Here is a 21,568-nt window from a genome sequence, read left to right as displayed (position 1 = left end):
TCGGGCACCCGGTGTCAGAGGAGGCGTTCGCCCCAATGCAGTTTGTGGCGCAGCATATCGTAGTAGTTGTAGCCGAGCGGATGCAAAATGCGTAGCGGATTGCGGTAGCGACGGATCAGCACCCGGTCCATTTCCATCAGGTCGCAGTTCGACTGGCCGTCGAAATGCACGCGGGCATCCAGGCCGCGCGTCAGCATGAATTCGACCTCGCACGAGTCGTTGACGGCGATGGGGCGATTGTTCAGCGATTGCGGGCAGATCGGCACCAGCGTGATGGCTTGCAGCGTCGGCTGCAGAATCGGCCCGCCCGACGCCAGCGCGTAGGCGGTGGAGCCTGTGGGGGTGGAGACGATCAGCCCGTCGGAACGCAGGCTATAGACGAATTGGTTGTCGATGAAAACTTCGAATTCGATCATCGTGCCGACCGCGCCGCGGTTGAACACCACGTCGTTGAAGGCGAGTGCGTTGGCGACTTCCGCGTCCTCGCGCAGCACCACGGTCTGCAGTAGGATGCGGTCTTCCGGGACGAAATGCCCTTGCAAGATGGCGTCGATCGTGTCGAGCATTTCATGCAGCGGGATGTCGGTCATGAAGCCCAGGCGGCCCTGGTTGACGCCGATCATCGGCACGCGGTAAGGCGCCAATAGGCGCGCGACCGACAGCATGGTGCCGTCGCCGCCGAGCACGATGGCGACATCGACCAGTTTGCCCATATCCATGCGGTCGATCAGCGGATGCTTGCCGGCCTCGACCGCGCTGGCGCTTTCCTTGTCGATGAAGACATTGATGCCGGACTGCGCCAGATGGTCGGCCAGCTGGCGCAGGCTGGCGACAATGTTCGGCTTGCTGTGGCGGGCGACCAGGCCAACGTTTTTGAACAGGCTTTCCATGAGGGTAGTTTACCGATTGTTGCTCATGTCGTCTGCATTGTGCTTCATGCCGGTTGCCTCGAGCGCTTTCAGGTAGAAGCGGATCAGATCGGCGAGCGACGTGACGTCAAGCTTGTTGAACAGATTGGCGCGGTGTACTTCGACCGTGCGCGGCGACAGATCGAGCTCGCGCGCGATTTCCTTGCTCGATAGTCCGGCGGCAACGCCCTCGAGCACCTCGCGCTCGCGGCCGCTGATGCGCGCGAGCCGCGAGAGCACTTCTTGCGTTTCCACTTCCTGGCTGTGTTGGCGGATGCTCAGGCGGATGGCGCGGCGCAAACTCTCGACCAGGCGCATCTGATCCACGGGCTTGGTCAAAAAGTCGATGGCGCCGTTTTTGAAGGCGCGGCGGCATTGTTCGACATCGCCGTGACCGGTGATGAACACCAACGGAATGGTGATGCCGCGCTCGATCATCATGTCCTGCAAGGCAAGGCCGGTGATGTGCGGCATGCGGATGTCGAGCACGGCACAGCCGATTTCGCTTGGCTGACAGTGATCGAGAAAGGATTGCCCGCTGGAGAAGGTCAGGGCGCGCATGCCTTGGGCGGTGATCAATAGCGCCAGCGCGTCGAGGACGGCGGGGTCGTCATCCACGATATAAACGGTGGGCGTCATGGTGTTCATAATCACTCTCTCGTGTCTGTGTACGGCGGTTGGCCGGTGTCGAGCGGAGGCAGTTCGACCACGAATTCGGCGCCGCCGCTGGAGCGGTTGTGGGCGCTGATGTGACCGCCGAAGCTTTCGATAATGGTCTGGCAGATGGTCAGGCCCAATCCCATGCCACTGATCTTCGTACTGAAAAACGGCGCGAAAACGTCATCAATCTTATCATCGCCGATGCCGGGGCCGTTATCGCCGATTTTGACGCACACGCGGCGCGCGCTGTAGCTGGTTTCGACCGACAGGCAGCCGGGGTGGTCTTGGCCGTGCATCGCGTCGATCGCGTTGCGCACCAGGTTGAGTACCACTTGTTCCAATTGGATGGTGTCGGCATAAACCAGCGGCAGGTGCACACCCGGATGGTAGTCGACCGCGATCTCCGCTTGTCGCAAGTCGTAGTCGGCCAGCGCCAGCACGTTGCTGATGGCATGGTTGACGTCCACCGGCGTGTGCTGGCGCGCTTTCTTGGCGACGAACTCGCGCAGCCGGCGTACGATCTTGCCGGCCCGGTCCGCTTGGGCGACCGCTGACTGGATGGCCTGTACGATCAGCTCCAGATTGGGCTCGTCCTCTTCCAAGAGGCTCAGGCTTGCCTGGCAATAGCTCATGATGGCCGATAGCGGCTGATTGATTTCATGGGCGATGCCGGAGGCCATCTCGCCCATCGAGGTGATCCGGGTGACGCGCGCGAGCTCGTATTCGTGCTGCTTCAGCCGCGTCTCGCTGGTTTCCAGCGCTTCCAGCATGCGCCGCCTGAGCGGCGCCGTGTCGCGAAATGCCAGCACGGCGCCGATCAGGCCGCCGCCGCGGTCGAACAGCGGCGACACCGAGCCCTCGATCAGCAGCTTTTCGCCGTTGGGGCGCAGCAGATAGCTATTCTCTTCCAGCTCGCACACTTGCTGCTTGTCGAGGCATTCGACGAACGGGTCGGTGATGGCGCGGCGCGCGAATTCGTAGCGCAGCATGAAGACGTCGCCCAGCGGTTGATCGATCGCCTCCTCTTCGCGCAGGCCGAGATGGCGTTCGGCGGCCGGATTCATGTACTGCACCATGCGCAAGTTGTCGATGGTGATGACCGCGTCGCTGATGGCCTGCAGCGTGACCGAGGCATTTTCGCGCGTGCGAAACAGGCTGTCGTCGGCCGATTCCCGGTCAAGGCGCGCGTTGTGGCGGATGGCGACGATCAACAGAATCAAATAGCTCGGCAGCGCGGCAGCCAGGACGGCCAAGAACAGAGACACGCGGTCGACCATGTTGAAGCGCAGCTGGGTCGATGCCACCAGTTCGTAGGGGAAATAGGGCGTATCGATCTGCTCGTGCTGCGTCAGCGCCGGCAACAGCGTGTCCAGCCAGCGCGGCGGCTGCGTTGCGCGCCGTTGGTACACGGTGCTGTCGTAGAGGCTCGACGCGCCTTCCTGACGCGATAGCGAGATGTTGAGCCAGGCGCGCTGTTCGGGACGCAGATCGAGCAGGGCATCGGTGCGTACCAGCAGGGTGACGATGCCGATGCTTTCTTCCGGCCGCATCAGCGGGCTGTCCGATGGCGGCGAAGGCGAATAGAGGGCGTGGATGTAGGCGATGGCGGATTGGTCGTCGGACAAGCGCAATAGCGGCGTCACTTCGATATCGGTGCTGCGCAGCGCGCGGGTCACGGTGGGGCCGACCACGGCATCGGCCAGCAGGTCGAGGCCTATGGCGCTGCGCGCGCTTTGATGGAGCGCGGGCTCGGCCATGACGAACGGTATGTAGGATTCGCGCTCCGGCGCGCGCCGCCAGCCGGCTTGCCGCCGCCAGCTGGCGCTGCCGTCGTGCTGATAATCGCGGATAAGGAAGTCCGGCCCCAGATTGCCGCGCACGGCGCGTTCGAAGGCCTGGCGCTGATAGTGGGCGATATGCGGCTGAAAGCCCATGCTGTAAATGAAGTTGTAACGTCTGGCGGCCTGCTGGGCGTAGCTGCGCAGCTGCGTGTCGCGCACCGACGGGTCGCTGGTGATGATGTCCTCCAACCCGTACAGCACCATTTCGGCGTTTTTGAGCCGTGCCTCGACGGCGCGCGTCATATAGAACACCACGCGATCGAAATGCTGCTGTTGGTGGCGTAGGTCCATGGCGATCAATACGCTGCCGCCTAGCAGACTGAGCAGTGCCCAGCTGACCAGGAACCACGCCCAGGCCTTGCGTGGCGCGTTGGCCAGCAGATGATGCTGGCCGAGCCAGAGGCTGGGGAACGCGGCGGGACGGAAATCGCGTCGGCGCATATCAACGATTGCGGATCAACATGATGGCGGTGCCGGCTTTCAGCGACGTGTCCGGGCTGGGGCTGAATTGCACTTCCTCGCCCGGGTGCTCGAGCGCCACCACCAGCAGCCGGCCGTCCTGCTCGGCTTGGAAATGTTGCAGCGTCTGGCCCGCCCAGCGCGGCTCGGCGGTGATGATCTCGGCTTTGAACGTATCCGGATAACGTTCGTGCAGCGTCTCGAAGAAACGCTGGCTCTCGGGCCGCAAGACGCTGTTGGCCATGCTCAGCCCGCCCAGCATCGACGGCACCACCACTTTGTCGGCGCCGACCGCTAGGAGCTTTTTGCGCGTGCTCTCGTTCTCGGCCTTGGAAATGGCGGTGATGGCGGTGTTGAGGCTCTTGGCGGTGACGACGACGAAGGCGTTCTCCGCGTCGGAGGTCAAGCAGGTGATGATGGCCTGAGCTTGGGCGACGCCGGCGGCCAGCAGATTGGCGTCCTGTGTGGCGTCACCGACGATGTAGGGGATATCGCGCTCCTCCATCTGCGTGGCGATGGCGATGTCGCGTTCGATGACCACCACCCGATGGCCGCTGCGCGTCATTTCATCCAGCGTATAAAGCCCTGTGCGGCTTAAGCCGCACAGGATGACGTGATCCGAGAAGCGGGCAATGACCTTTTCCATTTTTTTGCGCTTGAGATAGAGGGGTAGATCGCCCTGGAACAGCATCAGGGTCAGGGAGGAGATGCCGTAACCGACCGCGCCGACGCCCAAAATGATCAGGATGATGGTGAAGACGCGGCCGCCGGTATCGAGCGGGTGGACTTCGCCATAGCCGATGGTCGATACGGTGATGACCGTCATGAACAGGCTATCGAGCAGCGACCAGCCTTCGATCAGCATGTAGCCGAGCGTGCCCGCCAACACGGTCGCCAGTAACAGAGTCAGCAAAAACAATAGCTTGCGGGTGAATAATTTTTTCATACTGTCCGATTAGACAACGGCGCGAACGCCCGGGCCAGACGAACCCTAATCGTCAAACAGGGACGGGTGCTGCCGGCGAAAGGCGGCAATCTTCGGCGCGATGACGACCTGGCAATAGGGAACCTGGCGGTTCTGCCAATAATATCGCTGATGATAGTTTTCTGCAGAATAAAATGTTCCGGCGGGCGTGATTTCGGTCACGATCGGCCGGTCGAAACGGCGTGCCTTGATAAGCGCATTCACCGTTTCCGTGGCGATGGCGTGTTGCCTGTCGTCCATGGTGAAAATGGCCGAGCGGTATTGCGTGCCGATGTCGTGTCCTTGCCGGTTGAGCGTGGTCGGGTCGTGGATGCTGAAAAATACGTCGAGCAGGGTGGCGTAGGAGACCACGGCGGAGTCGAATGCGATGCGCACGGTTTCCGCGTGTCCGGTGTCGCCATGCGAAACAGCCTCATAATCCGGGTTGGCGGTCTGGCCGCCGCAATAGCCGCTCTCGACTTGCCGCACGCCGTTGATGCTGGAAAAAATGGCCTCCAGGCACCAAAAGCAGCCCCCCGCCAGCAAGGCAGTTTCCATCGTGTTTTCCTTTTAGAAGGCCCGCACCAGCGCGAAGCGCGGCACGTCGCCATCGCTGCTGGTCACGGTTTGATTGAACATGGCCTGCGGTCTGGCCCACAAGCCGTATTCGCCGTACAAGGCGCGGTACATGACTAAAGCCTCCTCGGTCTCCGAGTGTCGGGCGATGCCGAGCACTTCGTAAAGCTGGCCTTTGTAATGGCGGTAAATGCCGGGAACGGGTTGCATCCGGGGTCAACTCCAATATTGGGAAAACAGCGGCAGATGGCGTGCTTCGATGCGCATGCTCACGCTGGATTTGACATGATACCCCGGGCGCGAGGTGTCGATCGATTCGTTGGGGGCGCGGATCGGTACCGCCAACGGCGCGGTGGCGCTGCGGCCGTTTTTGATCACCAGCGCGCGCTCGCCGTTTTCCAGCTCGACGAAGCTGCCGGGCGGGTAGATGCCCAGAATCTTGACCAGCTGCGTGATGTGCGCCGCCTCGAAGGGTTCGGCGGCACCGGCGTACAGCGTGGAGAGCGCCGCTTTGGGTGTGATGCGGGGACGGTAGGTGCGCGGCATCAATTTGGCGGTCACGATGTCGATCAAATGCAGTAGCTGCGCCAGCGGCGGAATGTCTTCTTCCTTGGCGCCAAAAGGGTAGCCGCGGCCATCGCGCCGCTCGTGATGCAGAATGACGGCCTCGTGCCAGCGGCTCTCGTCGATCCCTGCCTCGCGCAGCATGGCCGAACTAAGCAGCGGGTGGATATCGAGCGTTTGCTTCTGCAGCGTGGTGGGCGGACCGTTCTGTTCGGCAAGCTGGTTTTGCACGTCTGCCGACCCCAGGTTCATGGTCAGCGCGGCGCCGATCAGTATCGTTTTATCGTCCTGCGGCAGTCCCAGGTTGTCGGCCATGCGCGCGGCCAACAATGCGCAGTTGATGCCGTGTTGCGCGGTGTATTGGGTATAGGGGCCCAGCAGCACCGCGGCGATGCAGCCGTCGGGCGATTGTTGCGCGCGCTGCGCGATGTGGGCGATCAAGGCCTGCAATAACTTGTTGGACTCGTCCAGGCGCACGAAATGGCCCTGGATGCCGCTCAGGCAACGGGCAAGCTGCTGCGCTGCCTGCACCGGCGGCGTAGCCGGTTCGGGCAAGTTGGTCGGCAGCGGCGCATCGCTGCCGGCAAGCAGCGCAGCACGAAATTTACCACTGAGCCGGTAGACGAATTCCGCTTCCTCGGTCAGTCGATTCGAGGTAAAGAGATTGGACGGTAATTGAAACGCCAAGGGCCACTCCCGTTCGCGATTATTTTTAGCCGATGTTTTTACCTGTATAGCTAATGTCGTCGAGAGTGAATACGCAGTTTGCGTATTTTTCGCCGAGCGTTCACGGATGTGCGTACAATCAACCCCCGCCGATGGTTTGGAAGTCCTTGTCATGAAAGTCGTTTTGGCCCCGATGGAGGGGCTGGTGGATGCCGTCATGCGCGATGCGATCACGCGCCTGGGCGGTGTCGATTGGTGCGTCACCGAATTCGTGCGCGTGACGAGCGCGCTGCTGCCGGCGCGCACCTGGCAGCGTCTGGCGCCCGAGTTGGCGCAAGGCGCGCGCACGCGCGCGGGGACGCCGGTGCACATACAGCTGCTCGGCAGCGATCCGGCCTGTCTCGCCGACAATGCCGCGCGTGCCGCCGAGTATGGCGCGCCGGCGATCGATTTGAATTTCGGTTGTCCGGCCAAGAGCGTCAATCGCCATCGCGGCGGCGCGGCGTTGTTGGATGAGCCGGCGCTGCTCCATGACATCGTTGGCGCGGTGCGGCGGGCGGTGCCGGCGGCGCTGCCGGTCAGCGCCAAGATGCGGCTCGGTTTCAACGATAAGACGCGCGCGCTGGAGTGCGCGCAAGCGCTGGCCGACGGCGGCGCCAACTGGTTGACGGTGCACGCGCGCACCAAGCTCGAGGGCTATCGTCCGCCGGCGCATTGGGACTGGGTGGCGCGCATTCGCGAGGCGGTGGCGGTGCCGGTGGTGGCCAATGGCGAGGTCTGGACGCTGGCGGATTACGACGCCATCCGTCGCGTCAGCGGCTGCGACGACGTGATGATCGGACGCGGGCTGATCGCGCGTCCCGATCTGGCTGCTTGTATTGCCGCCCGGGCGCGCGGCGAAGCGCCGGCGCCGCTGGACTGGCCGTCGATGCTGCCTTGGCTGTTGGATTTCTTCCGCCAGTGCCGGGCGTTGGGCGGCGAGGGGTCGACCTACCCGGCGGCGCGGCTCAAGCAGTGGCTCGGCCAGCTCAAGCGCGGTTTTCCCGAAGCGGCGGCGCTGTTCGAAAGTTTACGCCCGCTGCGTGATGCCGCGGCGCTGGAAGCGGTGCTCGTGGCGGCCTGTCGTGGGTCGGGGCGCGCGATGTCAGCGTTGGAGCCAGGCGAACCGGGTTTCCCAGATGATCGGTGCACCGCGGATCAACAGGCCGAGTGCCAGTAGATTGACCAGCGAGACGATCAAAAACAACAGTGCGATGCTATGGAACCAAGCCAACAGCAGCGCGCTGGCGATCGCCGCGGCCACCATATAAAAGCCGTTGATGATGTTGTTGGCGGCGATGGCTTGCGAACGGAAGGCCTCCGGGCTCGCGGTCTGCAGCCAGGTATACAGCGGCACGGTGAAGAAACCGCCGAAAAAGCCCAAAAACGCCAAGTCGATCACGTGATGCCACTGACGCCCCCCTTGTAGGAAGGTGACGATGTCCTGCAACGGGCCGTGATGGAGCGGCAGCGCGCTCAGCGACAGATCGGTGCCCGCTAGCGTCATGCCCAGGCTGCCCGCCAACACGAGGCCGAGCTCCAGCCGGCCGCGGGACAGCTTGGCGCATAGTACCGAGCCCGCGCCGATCCCGACCGAAAAGACCCCCAATAGCAGGGTGTACACGTCGGCGTTGCCGCCCAGGTGCAGCCGGGTGAAGGTCGGCAGCTGCGTGGTGTAGACCGCGCCCAAGAGCCAGAACCAGGAAATGCCCAAAATGGCCGACCGCACGCCATTGATATGCCAGGCGCTTTGCACCAGCCGGCGGCTATCGCCCACCACGTTGAGCGACAGCTTGAGGTGCGTCGCGGTCGGCGGTGCGCTCGGCATGGCGCGGCTGAAGGCATAGCCGGTCAGGGCGGTGGCGAGAATGATCAGCGAGGCGATGAGCGGGCCGTGATGCATCATCAGGCTGCCGATGATCTGGCCGAACAGAATCGCCAGGAAAGTGCCCATCTCGATCAGGCCGTTGCCGCCGACCAGTTCCTGGCCGGCGAGATATTGCGGCAGCACCGAGTATTTCAGCGGGCCGAAGAAGGTCGAATGGGTGCCCATGAGAAACAGGGCGCCAAGCAACAGGCCGGCGGAGTGCAGGTACAAGCCGCTGCCCGCCAGCAGCATGATGCCGATTTCCGCGATTTTGACGAGACGGGCGATGCGCGCCTTGTCGAAACTCTCCGATACCTTGCCGGCGGTGGCCGAAAACAGGAAGAACGGCAAGATGAAGATGCCGGCGGCCAGGTTGACCAGCTGCTCGGCCGGCAGGCCGGCGAAGGATAGGCCGTAGTAGCTGATCAGCACCACCACGGCGGTGCGCAGCAGGTTGTCGTTGAAGGCGCCCATGAACTGGGTGCCGAACAGGGGTAGAAAGCGGCGGGTGGCGAAGAAATTGAAGCTGGTTTGCACGTGGGCGGGCTCCTGGGGCGGGGCGTCAGTGTTCGTCGGGTTTGCGCGTTTCGGCGCGGTCGTCGTCCATCAAAATGCGGTGCGCCGGCCCTTCCAGATCGTCGAACTGGCCGCTGCGCGTTGCCCACCAGAAGATCAGACCGATGACGAAGGTGAGCACGATGCTCAGGGGAATCAGCAGGTACAGGCTTTCCATCAGGCTCTCCTTTCGATCAGCCGCAGGGCGTTGGAGACCACCAGCAGCGAGCTCGTGGCCATGCCCAGACTGGCGAGCCACGGCGTGACGTGGCCGCTGACCGCCAGCGGCAGCGCCACCAGATTATAGGCGGCGGCCCACCACAAATTCTGTTGAATGATGCGACGGGTTTTTCGCGCGACCAGCCAAGCCTCGGGCACCAAACTCAGGCTGTCGTCGATCAGCACCATGTCGCCGCTGGCGCGGGCGACGTCGGTGCCGCCGCCCATGGCGATGGACACGTCGGCGCGCGCCAGCACCGGGGCGTCGTTGATGCCGTCGCCGATCATCAGGACCCGGCCGCCGCCGGCTTGCAGCTGCGCCACGTAATCCAGCTTGTCTTGCGGTGTCGCGCCGGCCCGCCAGTGCGCGATGTCGAGTAGTTGGGCCAGGCGCTTCACCGCGCCGTCGCCGTCGCCGCTGAGCAGGTGAATGCGCAGGCCTTGCCGGCGCAGGGCGTCGATGGTGTCCTGGGCGTCGCCGCGCGGCGTGTCGCCGATGGCGAAACGCGCCGCGAAGCCTTGCCGGCCGCCGAGCCAAATCAAGGAGCTGCCGTCTTGCCACGCGTCTTGCGGCGGCGCCGCGCCGGCGAGTTCACCGACGAATTCGGCTTGCCCCAGGCGCCAGGTTTCGCCGGCAATCGTTCCCTCGACGCCGCGTCCCGGATGGTTTCGCAAGGCGGCCGCTGCTTGGGGCGGCACGTCGGCGTCGGCGAGCAAAGCCCGCGCCAACGGGTGTTCGCTGCCGGCTTCCAGTTGGCGCGCCAGCGCCAGCGACGCCGTGTCGTCGAGCGAGGGACGCAGCGTTTGCATCGCCAAGAGCCGCATATTGCCATCGGTCAGCGTGCCGGTTTTGTCGAACACCACGTCGCTGGTCGCCACCAACGCTTCCAGCGCATGGCCGCGCGCGACCAGTACGCCCATGCGCGCCAGCCGTCCGCTGGCGGCGGTGAGCGCGGCCGGTGTGGCCAGCGACAACGCGCAGGGGCAGGTGATGACCAGCACCGCCACCATGATCCACAGCGCGCGGGTTGGGTCGATGAATTCCCAGGCCACGAAACTCAGCGCCGCGGTCAGCAGCAGTCCGGCGACGAACAGGCTGGCGAAGCGATCGGCCAGCACCGCCAGACGCGGCTTTTGCGCCAGCGCCTGGTCCAACAGGCGCGCGATGGCGGCGAGCCGGGTGTTTTGGCCGACTTCGCCCACGCGTACCACTAGCGGGCTCGTCAAGTTGACGCTGCCGGCGATGACCGCGCTGCCCGCCAGTTTGTCGACCGGGTGGCTTTCGCCGGTCAGCAGCGCCTCGTTGCTGGCGCTGATGCCGTCGACAACGACGCCATCCACCGGGATGGTTTCGCCTGGCCGCACCAGCAGCGTCATGCCGGTTTGCAGCGTGCTGACCGCCACTTCCTCGGTGTGTCGTGTGACGGGCCAGTCGGCCAGGTGATGGGCGAAGGCCGGAATCAGCTTGACCAGGCTCTCCAACGCCTCGCCGGCTTTGCGGCGGGCCATGCCTTCGAGGTAGCGGCCGCCGAGCAGCAGAAAGACGAACATCGACACCGAATCGAAATAGACGCCCTGGGCGATGTGGTGCAACAGGGCCCAACTGCTGGCGCCGAAGGCGGTCAAGATGCCGAGGGCCACCGGCGTGTCCATGCCGACGCGCCGCGCGCGCAGATCGCGCCAGGCGCCGCGGTAGAACGGCTGCGCCGAGTACAACATCACCGGCAGCGTCAACAGGAAGCTGGCCCAATGCAGTATCCATAGAAAGCGTGGTTCGATTTCGCCGCTTTTCGCCACATAAATGGGCACGGCGTACATCATCACCTGCATCATCGACAGGCCCGCGACCCAAAGGCGATTGATGGCCTGTTTGCGCTCCTTCTGTTGCAGGGCTTCCTGGCGCGCGCTGTCGTAGGGGTGGGCGCGGTAGCCGACACGGGCGACGGCTTCCAGAATCCGCGACAGATGCAGCTTGGCATTGTCCCAGCGGACGCGGGCGCGATGACTGGTATAGTTGATGTCGACCGAGAGCGCGCCGGGCAGGCGCAAGAGCTGCTGCTCCACCAGCCACACGCAGGCGGCGCAGGTGATGCCCTCGAGCATGAGCGTCGCCTCGCGCACGTTGTCCGGCTCGGCGCGCACGAACGATTGCTGCAGCGCCTCGTTGTCGTAGAGCGCGATTTGCTGCATCACTTCGACTGGCAAGGCCTCTGCGGGCTGTCCCGACGCCTCGCGATGGCGGTAGTAGTCGCCAAGCCCGGTGTCGAGGATGGTCTGCGCTACCGCTTGGCAACCGGCGCAACAGGCTGCGTGTTCGCGCTCGGCCTCACGGATGATGAAGTGGGTATCGGGCGGAACCGGTAGTCCGCAGTGAAAGCATTGCTCTGTCATGGCGTGCTATTGTAATGGAATATGACACGTGACGCAGGCCCGTCTCCATGTGGCGTGCGTCCGCTGTGAACGAGATCATCATGTCTATGAAAGCCATCGTCCAATCCGCTCCCGGCGGGGTGGACACCTTGCGGCTCGCCACTGTCGAGCATCCTATTCCGCATGAAGGCCAGCTCCTCGTTCGTGTGCGCGCCGCCGGCGTCAATCGCGCCGATATCGTGCAACGCGAGGGTCATTATCCCGCGCCGCCAGGCGCCTCGCCGATTTTGGGCTTGGAAGTGGCGGGCGAGGTGGCCGAGGTGCGCGGCCCTTCCCGGTTCAAGGTGGGGGATGCGGTGTTCGGTTTGGTCCCGGGGGGCGCTTATGCCGAATACGTCGTGCTCGATTCGGCGCTGGCAACGCTGAAGCCGGAGCGGCTGTCGTGGGTCGAGGCGGCCAGTCTGCCGGAGGCCTGGATGACTGCCTGGTTCAATCTGGTCGAGATCGGACGGGTGGCGGAAGGCGAACGCGCGTTGATTCACGCCGGCGCGAGCGGCGTGGGGGCGGCGGCGATTCAACTGGCGCGGCTACTGGGGCTATCGGTATTCGCCAGCGCCGGGTCGTCGGAAAAGATGGCCTTCTGCGTCCGCTTGGGCGCCGAACAGGTCTATAACTGGCGCGAACTGGATCATTTTTCGCCCATGGTCCGGCAGTGGGGCGGGGTGGATCTGATTCTCGATCCTGTGGGCGGCTCGTACTTGGCTGAAAACGTTGCCTGTCTCAATCCGGATGGCCGGCTGATATTCATCGGCGTCATGGGCGGCGCGCAGTCGGCGCTCAATCTGGCTCAGGTGTTGATGAAGCGGCTGACGCTGCGCGGCTCGACGCTGCGGACGCAGCCGCTCGAGGTCAAGGCGCGTTTGGCGGCGGCCATTGCCGAGCACGTGTTGCCGGCGCAAGCGGCGGGACTCGTGCATGTCACGGTTGATTCGGTCTTTCCGCTGGTCGACGCGGCCCAGGCGCATCTCTACATGGAAAGCAATCGCAATTTGGGTAAAATAATGCTTCAAATGGAATAATGTGATGGAATTGATGACAATGTATTGGCTTTGGGGTACATTGTCCGTGGGAAGCCGGCAGGCTTCTCGAATGACCTGGTTCGGATGAGATGGGGGCGGCTGATACAGCCGCCCGTTTTTTATTTTTTCAACCACTCCACCAGGGCGATTTCGCTGGCGTAGTCGAGCGAGGCGAGCGCCGAGATCAGCTCGCTCATGTCTTCTTCCGCCGCGTGATCGAGCCACCACTTTTCCACGCGCAGCCATAACCCGCGGCAATCGGCCGGATCGTCGAAACGGCAATCCGCCAGCGCCGCGCTTAGCCGTGCGCGCGCCGTCTCGCCAAAGCGCAGACCGAGCCGGGCCTGCTCGAAGCGCATGAGCGCCTGATAGCGCGCCAACGCGCCGGATGTGTCGGCGCCGCCGGGGCGCCAGGCGGCGGTTTCCTGCTGTAAGCGCGGCAGGGCATCTTGCCAGGCGCTATAGAGCAGGTCGCGGAAACGCGCGTTGTCGGTGAAGGAGAGGTTGTCGAACGGCATCGGCGGCATCGTGCCTTCGGACAGCAGGCGTTTGCCGAGCCGGATTTGCCCTTGCTCGTCGCGGTGCACGGGACTACGCCAACTGTCCTCTTCCTGTGTGGCCTGATTCTTTACGTAGACCTCGATGCAAGGCTCTGCGCCGCTGTCCGGCAGGAAGCGCGCCTGAATGTCGAATAGCGCGTGCTTGGCCAGGTGTAAGAGCTGCAAGCCTTGGTCATGACCGACCAGCAAGAACTGGTCGCCTTGATCGTAGACGGCGATATCGCCGGCGTGGGCGGCAGGCTTGATCAGCGTGGCGCTCAGCTCGCCACCCAGCTGGTTGATGTCTTCCTGGCCGGCGGCGTGGCCGGTCCGATAGCCTTGATGTGTGTGCCACAGGGCATTCCAGTCGTACATCGTCAACTCCTAATGTTTTCGGCGCGCAGTGTAGCGGCTTTCCATTGAAAGTCATAGTGCGGCTGCAGCATTCCTTGTGCTAAAATATTACGTTTTTCCCGCTTATTCATTTCGTTTCGGCAGAATTCCAATGACCCGTCAGATCCGCAACATCGCGATTATCGCGCACGTCGACCATGGTAAAACCACTTTGGTCGATAAGCTTCTTCAACAAGCCGGCACCTTCCGCGAAAATCAGCATGTCGCCGAACGTGTCATGGATAGCAACGATCTCGAAAAAGAGCGTGGTATCACTATTTTGGCAAAGAACACCTCGATCGAATATGAGGGAGTTCATATCAATATCGTCGACACACCGGGACACGCCGACTTCGGCGGCGAGGTGGAACGCGTGCTGGGCATGGTCGATGGCGTGCTGTTGCTGGTCGATGCCGTTGAAGGCCCGATGCCGCAGACCCGCTTCGTGACGAAGAAGGCGCTGGCGCTCGGCCTGCGTCCCATCGTGGTGGTCAATAAGATCGACCGTCCGGGCGCGCGTCCGGACTGGGTGGTGGACCAGACGTTCGACCTGTTCGACAAATTGGGCGCCACCGACGAGCAGCTCGACTTCCCGGTGGTATATGCCTCGGCGCTCAACGGTTTTGCGATGATGGATCTGGCGCAGGAGTCCACCAACATGCGCCCGCTGTTCGACGTTATTTTGCAATACGTGCCGCTGCCGTCCGGCGACATCGAAGCGCCGCTGCAACTACAGATTTCCGCGCTCGACTATTCGACCTATACCGGTCGTCTGGGCGTGGGCCGCATTCTCAACGGCAAGATCCGCCCGGGCCAGGTGGTGGCGGTGATGAATCACGAAGACCAAGTCGGCCAAGGCCGCATCAACCAGGTGCTGGGCTTCAAGGGCCTGGAGCGCGTGCCGGTTGAAGAGGCTGGCGCGGGCGATATCGTGATCATTTCCGGTCTGGAAGACATCGGCATCGGCGTGACCATCGCCGATCGCGATACGCCGATTGGCTTGCCGATGCTGACGGTCGACGAACCGACGCTGACCATGGACCTGATGGTCAACACCTCGCCGCTGGCCGGCACCGAAGGCAAGTTCGTTACCAGTCGCCAGATCCGCGATCGTCTGCAAAAGGAGTTGCTGACCAACGTGGCGTTGCGCGTGGAAGACACCGAGGACGCGGACGTCTTCCGCATCTCCGGTCGTGGCGAGCTGCACTTGACCATTTTGTTGGAGAACATGCGCCGCGAAGGCTATGAAATGGCCGTCGGCAAGCCGCGCGTGGTGTACAAGGATGTTCAGGGCGAGAAGTGCGAACCGTACGAAAACCTGACCATCGACCTGGAAGACAGCCATCAGGGCACGGTGATGGAAGAGTTGGGCCGTCGTCGCGGCGAGCTGCAGAACATGGAGTCGGACGGCAAGGGTCGTACCCGCCTGGAATACCATATTCCGGCGCGCGGCCTGATCGGTTTCCAGGGTGACTTCTTGACCATGACGCGCGGCACCGGTCTGATGTCGCACGTGTTCGATGATTACGCTCCGGTCAAGCCGGACATGCCGGGTCGTCACAACGGCGTGCTGATCTCGCAAGACACCGGCGATGCCGTGGCCTATGCGTTGTGGAACCTGGAAGATCGCGGCCGCATGTTCGTGAGCCCTGGTGACAAGCTGTACGAAGGCATGATCATCGGTATCCATTCGCGCGACAACGACTTGGTGGTCAACCCGCTCAAGGGCAAGAAGCTGACCAACGTGCGCGCGTCCGGCACCGACGAGGCCGTGCGTCTGACGACGCCGATCAAGCTGACGCTGGAGTCGGCGGTCGAATTCATCGACGACGACGAACTGGTGGAAATCACCCCGCAAAGCATTCGTCTGCGCAAGCGTCACTTGCAGGAGCACGATCGCCGCAAGGCGGCACGCGCCGGCGTCGACAACACCTAACGGTCGACGCGCAGATTGGCAGACCCCGTTCGCCTCGCGGCGAGCGGGGTTTTCTTTTATGTGGCAGACCCTAAGGACGATTGCCGCGCGTCTTGTCGTGGCCTATTGATCAAAACACGGTGTTCGGCGGGAGCGATCATGCGTATGGTCAAAGGCTGGCTTGTCCTGTTTCTGGTGTGCCTGGCGGTATCGTCGAGCTTTGCCGCCTGTCTCAATCGCCGTATCGTGTTGTACAACCGCAGTGCCCGCGCCATCGAGGTCTATCGGCTATCCGATCTCGGCCGTTCTTTGCGGGATGCAGACAGGGTGTGGCAGTCGCCGCCGTTCGATGGCGGCTCGGAAGTAAAGCCGGTGCGCTATCAAGGCGGCAAAGCCTTGCTCGCCACGACCCGCTACGGGGTGGTGATTTTTTCCTATCCGGACAGGACGGTGCTGTTTCATCGCGAGATAACCGGCTATGCGGCGATGAACATCCACTCGGCGCTGCCGATGGACGACGGCAATGTGTTGATCGCTGATTCGGCTGGTTACGTCGGTATCTTGTATCCGGGGCAAAGCACGGACGATGTCGATCAGCCGTCGGCACAGACGCAGTGGTACCCGCTTTCTTATGCGCACGGATTGGCATACGACCCGATTTATCAAGCTGTCTATGCCGGCGGCTATGTCACGCTGCATCGCTACCGCTATGGCGGCAGCGGGTCCGGTGCCGTTTTGAGTCTGATGTCCGCGTACGATTTAAGCGCCTATTACCGCCGCTGTGCGGTCTTCGGCATTTGCCAAGAGGACGCGGATTGGGAAGATGGGGTGCACGATGTGTATCCGGTCGAGGGTGATAACCCGCATTTGTTTTTTTTGACGACCGGTGAACGCGTATTTTTGTTCGACGCCTCGCAACAGCGCGATAACGACCGGCCGAGCGGCGGCCTTATAAAGATCGCACTGACGGAATATGCGCCTTTTTATCGCCTGGATAGTCAGTATTCCCGGCAAGAGCGCGCCGCCAGTCTGCGCGACCGGGTGGTGTTGAAAAAAGGGGGCGTCAAGGCGATCTCGGGCGCGATCAGCGGCGATGCGGCCTGTGTCCTGGCGCGCCCGGCCCCCTTTTTTACCCCGGACCTGCAATACGATTACTACGAACCGCGATTGCTGTATGCCGAAAGCCTGGCCGATACGGCGGACGTCGATCTAACCGATCAGCACCATCTGCAGTTCGATCGTGGCCTGGCAATCGCGTTTTATAAGGCGAGGTTGTTGCCGGACGATTTTTAGCCGTGATACCGCGTTTTTTTGCTTGTCGGCAGGGCGCGATAATCGACGCAAACCCCTGTCTGTGCTATGCTTGCGGCCCTTTCCGTCGATCTCTTTTTGGGCATGAAAGATCCCTGCGACCACTACACCTTCGATCTGATCGGCGGCGTGCGCAAAAAACCGGGGCGCAAACCGCTGGGCGCGCGCGCCATGACCGTGGCCGAGCGCAAGCGGCGCAGCCGCGAGATGCGCCGCAACCGGCTGCAAGAGCTGTCGGTGACGGTGGTGTTGTCGCGCGATGCGCAACATGCGTTGGAAAAGATGATCGAGTGGTGGGGCGTCAGCAAGAAAGAGGCAATCAACCGCGCGCTGCAGATCGCCTGTCAATCGCAAACCGGGCGTACCGGCCGGTTGTTCGACGACTGGTGAGGCGCGCGCGACGAGATCACGGACATTGCGGCGAGAGGCCGTTCAGATCCTGTTGCTGTTGCCGGTAGTCCATCCGCACCGTATCGCCATCCCGCGTCAACGTCACCACGGCCAAACGGTCGAATTCCTTGCCGGGCCAAGGCGCGATCGCGGCGCCGTTCGGCGCGTAGCGCGCGCTCAGTTGTTTGAGCGCCTTCTCGATCATCTTGTGCTCCCAGGCAATCCATATCATCGATCGGCGGTAGCGCGGCTGATCGAGCTCCCGCAACAATCCCGCCACGTCGTTGTAGCCGAAGCGCGTATCGACCGGCTTGGCGAGCGCGATGGCCGTGGGTTCGAGGGTGGCCAACGGCCGGACGTAGCTGTAGCCGTGGTTCGCCACGCCCGGATTGGGGGCAAACAAAAAGTCCGGCCGGCCGAACAGCGTTTGCAGCCGGGGCGGCAGCGCCAGCGCGCGGTTGAGACCCTGGCAGGAGAGCTGGCCGAGGTCGTCGGCCGGTTTTTCGGCGTGACGCATGAATACCAGGGTTTGCGTGTCGGCGGCGCCGGCGCAGAGGGACCAGGCAAGCAGCAGAGGCAGGGTCAAGCGGCAAAGCGCGCGCATGGCGTCAGATTCTCAAGGCGTTGAACAGTTGCGATTCCAGGCTGACCACGGTTTTGTCGTCGGTCAGGCCGGGGCCGGTGATGAGGAACGAGTCTTCGGCGCGGCTGCCGAGCGTCATGATCTTGGCCGAGTGGACCGTCAAGCGATGCTCGGTGAGCACGGCGGCGATGCGCGCCAGCATGCCGGGCCGGTCGCCGGCGACGATCGACAGCACGAAGTAATTGGCCTTGTCGTCCGGGCGGATCAGAACCTGCGGCGTGATCGGGAAGTATTTGAGGTGACGGCTGATGCGCCCGTCGACTGGCGGCTCGATCGGATCGTCGCGGCGCAGGCTGGCGGCGAGCTCGAACTCGATGAAATTGATCATGTCGCGGTAGTCGCCGTCGAAACTTTCCGGGATGAATACGTGGAAGGTGTCGAGCGCATAGCCGTTGGCGGTGGTGTAGACCTTGGCGTCGGCGATGCTGTAGTGCGCGCGGCCGAAAAAGGCGCAGATGCGGGCGAACAGCGCCGGCTGGTCCGGCGTGTAGACCAGTACCTGAATGCCTTCCTTATCGTCCGATAGCCTGGCGCGCACCACCGGCTCCTGGCTGTCGGCCACGCGGTTGAGCACGCGGGCATGCCAGGCGATTTCGCGCGCCTCGTGCCGCAGGAAATAAACGATGTCGAGCCGGGCCCAGAGTTTTTCCTCTGCGCCGTCGGGTACCGCATAGAGTCGCAACAGCGCGCGCGCCTGCTGTTTGCGCGCTTCCAGTTCCGATCCCGTGTCCACTGCGCCGCCGCTCATAAGGATTTTGAGCGTGGCCAGGTAGAGGTCTTCCAACAGCTTGGCTTTCCAGGCATTCCAGACTTTCGGGCTCGTGCCGCGGATATCCGCCACGGTCAACAGGTAGAGCGCGGAAAGGCGGCGCGGCGTGCCGACGAGATCGGCGAAGCGTTGGACGGTTTCCGGGTCGTAGATGTCCTGTTTCTGCGCGATGTGCGACATGGTCAGGTGCTGGGCGGTCAGCCAGACGACGAGATCGGTGTCCTCGGGCGGCAATCCATGGCGTTCGCAAAATTCGCGCGCGTCGACCGTGCCCAGTTGCGAGTGGTCGCCGCCGCGCCCTTTGGCGATATCGTGGAACAGCCCGGCGATGTACAGCGTCTCGGGCCGTTCGAAGTCATTGCTCAGCCGCGATAGAAACGGGTATTCGTGATTGAAGGCGCTGATGGCGAAGCGGCGCAGATTGCGCACCACCATCAGGATGTGTTCGTCGACGGTGTAAACGTGAAACAGGTCGTGCTGCATCTGGCCGACAATCTTGCCGAAAGCCGGCAGATACTTGCCCAGCACGCCGTAGAGATTCATGCGCCGCAAGCTGCGTGTGAGCCCCTGCGTGCGCAGTATCTGCAGGAAAAGCTGCTGATTGGCCGGGTCTTGCCGGAAGCGCTCGTTGATTTTGGTGCGCGCGTGCCATAGGGCGCGCAGCATGCGCGGCGCGAATCCGGTCAGTTCCGGATAACGCTGCAACATCAGAAACGCTTCGAGGATGGCGGACGGCTCGGTGTCGAAGACATCCGGCCGACGGATGCCGAGCATGCCGTTGACCGAATAGAAGTGGTCGTTGAGCACCTGGGTGACACGTGGCACCTGCGAGTAGAGGCGGCCGCGCAAATTGGGCAGTAGGATGCCGTTGAGCTGGGAGACGGTGCGCGCGGCGCGGTAATACAGCTGCATCACTTGTTCGCTGGCGCGCAGCACGGCGCTGTCCGGCAGGCCGAACGCCAGCCCCAATTGTTGCTGCAGATCGAAAATCAGCCGGTCTTCGCGTCGCCGTGCCAACAGGTGGAGAAAGATGCGCAGGCGCTGCAGCTGCCGTTCGCCGTGCTTGATCAGGCGTGCCTCCGCCGGCGTCAGGATGTGGCCGGCCACCAGCGCATCCCAGGTGTCGCCCAGGCCGATGGCCTTGCTGATCCATATCAGGGTTTGCAGGTCGCGCAACCCGCCGGGGCTTTCCTTGAGGTTGGGCTCCAGGTTGTTGGTGACGCCGAAAAAGCGGTTATGGCGCTGTTGCTGTTCCATCGTTTTGCCTTCAAAGAAGGCAAGCGGATCGCGTTGATCGTCCAGCGCGGCGGCGAGCGTGTCGAAGGCGCAGCGGTCGCCCGCGATCAGCCGCTGCTCCAGCATGTTGGTTTCGATCGTGATGTCGCCGGCCGCCTCGCTCAGGCATTCGGCCTGCGTGCGCACGCTATGGCCGACCTCCAGGCCGATGTCCCACATCAGGCTAATCAGCCGGGTGACGTTATCCGTCAGGGCGGTGGGGGCCGCCTGCGGCAGCAGGATCAGAACATCGATGTCGGAGCAGGGGAATAACTGGCCGCGGCCGTAGCCGCCGACGGCGATCAGCGTGGCTTGGTCGCCGAAGCCGAGCGCCCGCCATAGCCCCTGGACGGCGCGGTCGACCTCGGCGGCGTGCCGGCTCAGGTAGGTCGGGGCATCGTGATCGATGCAATAGGTGTCGGCCAGCGTCTGGCGGCGCGCTTTGAGCTCATTACGCCAATGGCGCGCCAAATCCAGATCGTTGTCCATTAGCGTGTCTCTTGATGAGCGATCAGCGCTATCCCGGCCAATAGGAACAGCAGTGTCGGCAACGTGGCGGACAAAGCGGGATTCCAATCGTGCAGCAGGCCGAGATAGCCGAACAACCGGTTGGTGAAGTGAAAGGCCACGCCGATGCAGATGCCGGCAAAGAGCCTCAAGCCAAGCTGCCCGTGCCGGCGCTGCTTGGGGGTGAACGCCAGCGCCACCAGCGCCATGGAAACGCAGGCGAGCGGATAGAACAGCTTGCCCCACATGGCGATCTCATAGCGCTGCGTCTTCTGATTGTTGTCACGCAGATGCCGGATGTACGTCATCAGGTTCATGGCCGACATCTGCTCCGGCACCACCAACAGCACGTTGAGGATGCTGGGCTCGATCACCGAGTGCCAGTCGAGCTGGCCCAAATGGCGCGTGACGATGCGGTTGGGCGTGAAAGTGGTTTCGTTGATGTCCGAGAGCTTCCACAGTTTGCGATTGACGTCGTAGACGCCGCGGTCGGCATGGCTGGTGCTGACCAGATGATAGTTGTCATCGTAGGTGTAGACGTGAATGCCCAGGAGCGTTTGGTCGGGCAGCATTTCGCGTACGTTGATGAAGTTGCTGTTGTCCTTGACCCAGATGCCGGAGTGGAATTCCTGCGCCACCAGCGAGCGGGTGGCCGATAGTTTTAGCTGCTCGGCCTTTTGTTGCGCGAGCGGCGCGCCGAACTCGCCCAAAAAGAGCGTGATGAGCGCGCATATCAGCCCAAAGGCAAAGAGTAGGCTGGCGATGTTCAGTAGCGTGACGCCGCTGGTGCGGATGATGGTGTACTCGCTGTGCGTGACCAATTGCGTCATGGCGACCAGCACGCCGATGAGCACCGCCAGCGGCAAGAGTTCGTAGCAATGCCCCGGCACCAGCAGCGCGACGTAGTTGAGCATGGCCTGCATGTCGTAGCTGTTCTGCCCGACGTGCGGCATTTCCTGGATGATGTCGAAAAAGCCGTACAACGCCAGCAAGGCGACCAGGGTGTAAAGGGTGGCGCTGATCAGTTGCGACAGCATGTAGCGGGAAATAAGTCGCATG

The 21,568-nt window shown here is 62.9% G+C and carries 19 protein-coding genes; 5 read left to right on the top strand and 14 right to left on the bottom strand.

Going from position 1 to position 21,568, the window contains the following annotated elements:
- Window positions 1-14: 14 nt before the first annotated feature.
- From JOZ06_RS19370 to JOZ06_RS19340, 7 genes are read right to left on the bottom strand one after another with little or no spacing between them, the layout of a single operon-like run.
- Window positions 15-890 carry an NAD kinase gene (locus JOZ06_RS19370; RefSeq protein ID WP_293235464.1) on the bottom strand — a complete coding sequence of 292 codons (876 nt, stop codon included), beginning with the start codon at window positions 888-890 and terminating at the stop codon, window positions 15-17.
- 9 nt (window positions 891-899) lie between these two features.
- The gene (locus tag JOZ06_RS19365; RefSeq protein WP_293235462.1) at window positions 900-1,556 is read right to left on the bottom strand and encodes a response regulator; all 657 of its coding nucleotides are present in this window, start codon (window positions 1,554-1,556) and stop codon (window positions 900-902) included.
- A 2-nt stretch (window positions 1,557-1,558) separates the two neighbouring features.
- The gene (locus JOZ06_RS19360; RefSeq protein ID WP_293235460.1) at window positions 1,559-3,850 is read right to left on the bottom strand and encodes an ATP-binding protein; all 2,292 of its coding nucleotides are present in this window, start codon (window positions 3,848-3,850) and stop codon (window positions 1,559-1,561) included.
- 1 nt (window position 3,851) lies between these two features.
- Window positions 3,852-4,814 (bottom strand): TrkA family potassium uptake protein, encoded by a 963-nt coding sequence (locus JOZ06_RS19355; protein WP_293235458.1) that lies wholly within the window; start codon window positions 4,812-4,814, stop codon window positions 3,852-3,854.
- A gap of 45 nt (window positions 4,815-4,859) precedes the next feature.
- On the bottom strand, window positions 4,860-5,390 hold the full coding sequence (gene msrA / locus JOZ06_RS19350) for a peptide-methionine (S)-S-oxide reductase MsrA (protein ID WP_293235456.1): 531 nt from the start codon (window positions 5,388-5,390) through the stop codon (window positions 4,860-4,862).
- A gap of 12 nt (window positions 5,391-5,402) precedes the next feature.
- Entirely contained in the window at window positions 5,403-5,618 is a 216-nt protein-coding gene (locus JOZ06_RS19345) for a DUF1653 domain-containing protein (protein WP_293235454.1), read from the bottom strand.
- 6 nt (window positions 5,619-5,624) lie between these two features.
- On the bottom strand, window positions 5,625-6,659 hold the full coding sequence (locus tag JOZ06_RS19340) for an HD domain-containing phosphohydrolase (protein ID WP_293235452.1): 1,035 nt from the start codon (window positions 6,657-6,659) through the stop codon (window positions 5,625-5,627).
- Window positions 6,660-6,810: 151 nt separating this feature from the next.
- Here JOZ06_RS19340 and JOZ06_RS19335 point away from each other — a divergent pair, with 151 nt between their 5' ends.
- Window positions 6,811-7,857 (top strand): tRNA-dihydrouridine synthase family protein, encoded by a 1,047-nt coding sequence (locus JOZ06_RS19335; RefSeq protein WP_293235450.1) that lies wholly within the window; start codon window positions 6,811-6,813, stop codon window positions 7,855-7,857.
- On the opposite strand, the gene JOZ06_RS19330 is transcribed toward JOZ06_RS19335, so the two are convergent.
- From JOZ06_RS19330 to JOZ06_RS19320, 3 genes are read right to left on the bottom strand one after another with little or no spacing between them, the layout of a single operon-like run.
- Window positions 7,783-9,081: an MFS transporter gene (locus tag JOZ06_RS19330; protein ID WP_293235448.1), complete on the bottom strand. Its 1,299-nt coding sequence runs from the start codon at window positions 9,079-9,081 to the stop codon at window positions 7,783-7,785. The genes JOZ06_RS19335 and JOZ06_RS19330 overlap by 75 nt on opposite strands.
- Window positions 9,082-9,106: 25 nt before the next feature.
- Entirely contained in the window at window positions 9,107-9,277 is a 171-nt protein-coding gene (gene ccoS, locus JOZ06_RS19325) for a cbb3-type cytochrome oxidase assembly protein CcoS (RefSeq protein WP_293235446.1), read from the bottom strand.
- Window positions 9,277-11,709, bottom strand: coding sequence for a heavy metal translocating P-type ATPase (locus JOZ06_RS19320; RefSeq protein ID WP_293235444.1), 2,433 nt, complete (start codon window positions 11,707-11,709; stop codon window positions 9,277-9,279). The genes ccoS and JOZ06_RS19320 overlap by 1 nt, the downstream gene beginning before the upstream one ends.
- Before the next feature lie 80 nt (window positions 11,710-11,789).
- Between JOZ06_RS19320 and JOZ06_RS19315 the strand changes: the two genes are divergently transcribed.
- Window positions 11,790-12,767: an NAD(P)H-quinone oxidoreductase gene (locus tag JOZ06_RS19315; RefSeq protein ID WP_293235442.1), complete on the top strand. Its 978-nt coding sequence runs from the start codon at window positions 11,790-11,792 to the stop codon at window positions 12,765-12,767.
- A gap of 119 nt (window positions 12,768-12,886) precedes the next feature.
- On the opposite strand, the gene JOZ06_RS19310 is transcribed toward JOZ06_RS19315, so the two are convergent.
- A complete protein-coding gene (locus tag JOZ06_RS19310; protein ID WP_293235440.1) occupies window positions 12,887-13,681 on the bottom strand; it encodes a hypothetical protein in 795 nt (264 codons plus the stop codon).
- A gap of 130 nt (window positions 13,682-13,811) precedes the next feature.
- On the opposite strand from JOZ06_RS19310, the gene typA reads away from it, so the two are divergent.
- The 3 genes from typA (at window position 13,812) to JOZ06_RS19295 (ending at window position 17,315) form a co-directional block, all read left to right on the top strand.
- A complete protein-coding gene (typA, locus tag JOZ06_RS19305; RefSeq protein WP_293235438.1) occupies window positions 13,812-15,635 on the top strand; it encodes a translational GTPase TypA in 1,824 nt (607 codons plus the stop codon).
- 138 nt (window positions 15,636-15,773) lie between these two features.
- A complete protein-coding gene (locus JOZ06_RS19300) occupies window positions 15,774-16,907 on the top strand; it encodes a hypothetical protein (RefSeq protein WP_293235436.1) in 1,134 nt (377 codons plus the stop codon).
- 102 nt (window positions 16,908-17,009) lie between these two features.
- Window positions 17,010-17,315, top strand: a complete 306-nt coding sequence (locus JOZ06_RS19295; protein WP_293235434.1) for a hypothetical protein — start codon at window positions 17,010-17,012, stop codon at window positions 17,313-17,315.
- Between the two features lie 16 nt (window positions 17,316-17,331).
- Here JOZ06_RS19295 and JOZ06_RS19290 read toward each other — a convergent pair whose 3' ends face one another.
- From JOZ06_RS19290 to lptG, 3 genes are read right to left on the bottom strand one after another with little or no spacing between them, the layout of a single operon-like run.
- Window positions 17,332-17,919, bottom strand: coding sequence for a hypothetical protein (locus JOZ06_RS19290; protein ID WP_293235432.1), 588 nt, complete (start codon window positions 17,917-17,919; stop codon window positions 17,332-17,334).
- A 4-nt stretch (window positions 17,920-17,923) separates the two neighbouring features.
- On the bottom strand, window positions 17,924-20,491 hold the full coding sequence (locus JOZ06_RS19285; protein WP_293235430.1) for a [protein-PII] uridylyltransferase: 2,568 nt from the start codon (window positions 20,489-20,491) through the stop codon (window positions 17,924-17,926).
- Window positions 20,491-21,567 carry an LPS export ABC transporter permease LptG gene (gene lptG, locus JOZ06_RS19280; RefSeq protein ID WP_293235428.1) on the bottom strand — a complete coding sequence of 359 codons (1,077 nt, stop codon included), beginning with the start codon at window positions 21,565-21,567 and terminating at the stop codon, window positions 20,491-20,493. Before lptG ends, JOZ06_RS19285 begins: the two co-directional genes overlap by 1 nt.
- Window position 21,568 lies beyond the last annotated feature (1 nt).

This window comes from Paludibacterium sp., assembly GCF_019232825.1.
Taxonomy (GTDB): domain Bacteria; phylum Pseudomonadota; class Gammaproteobacteria; order Burkholderiales; family Chromobacteriaceae; genus Paludibacterium.
The sequence above is the reverse complement of the archived record's forward strand: the minus strand, read 5'-3'. Positions and strand labels throughout refer to the sequence as shown.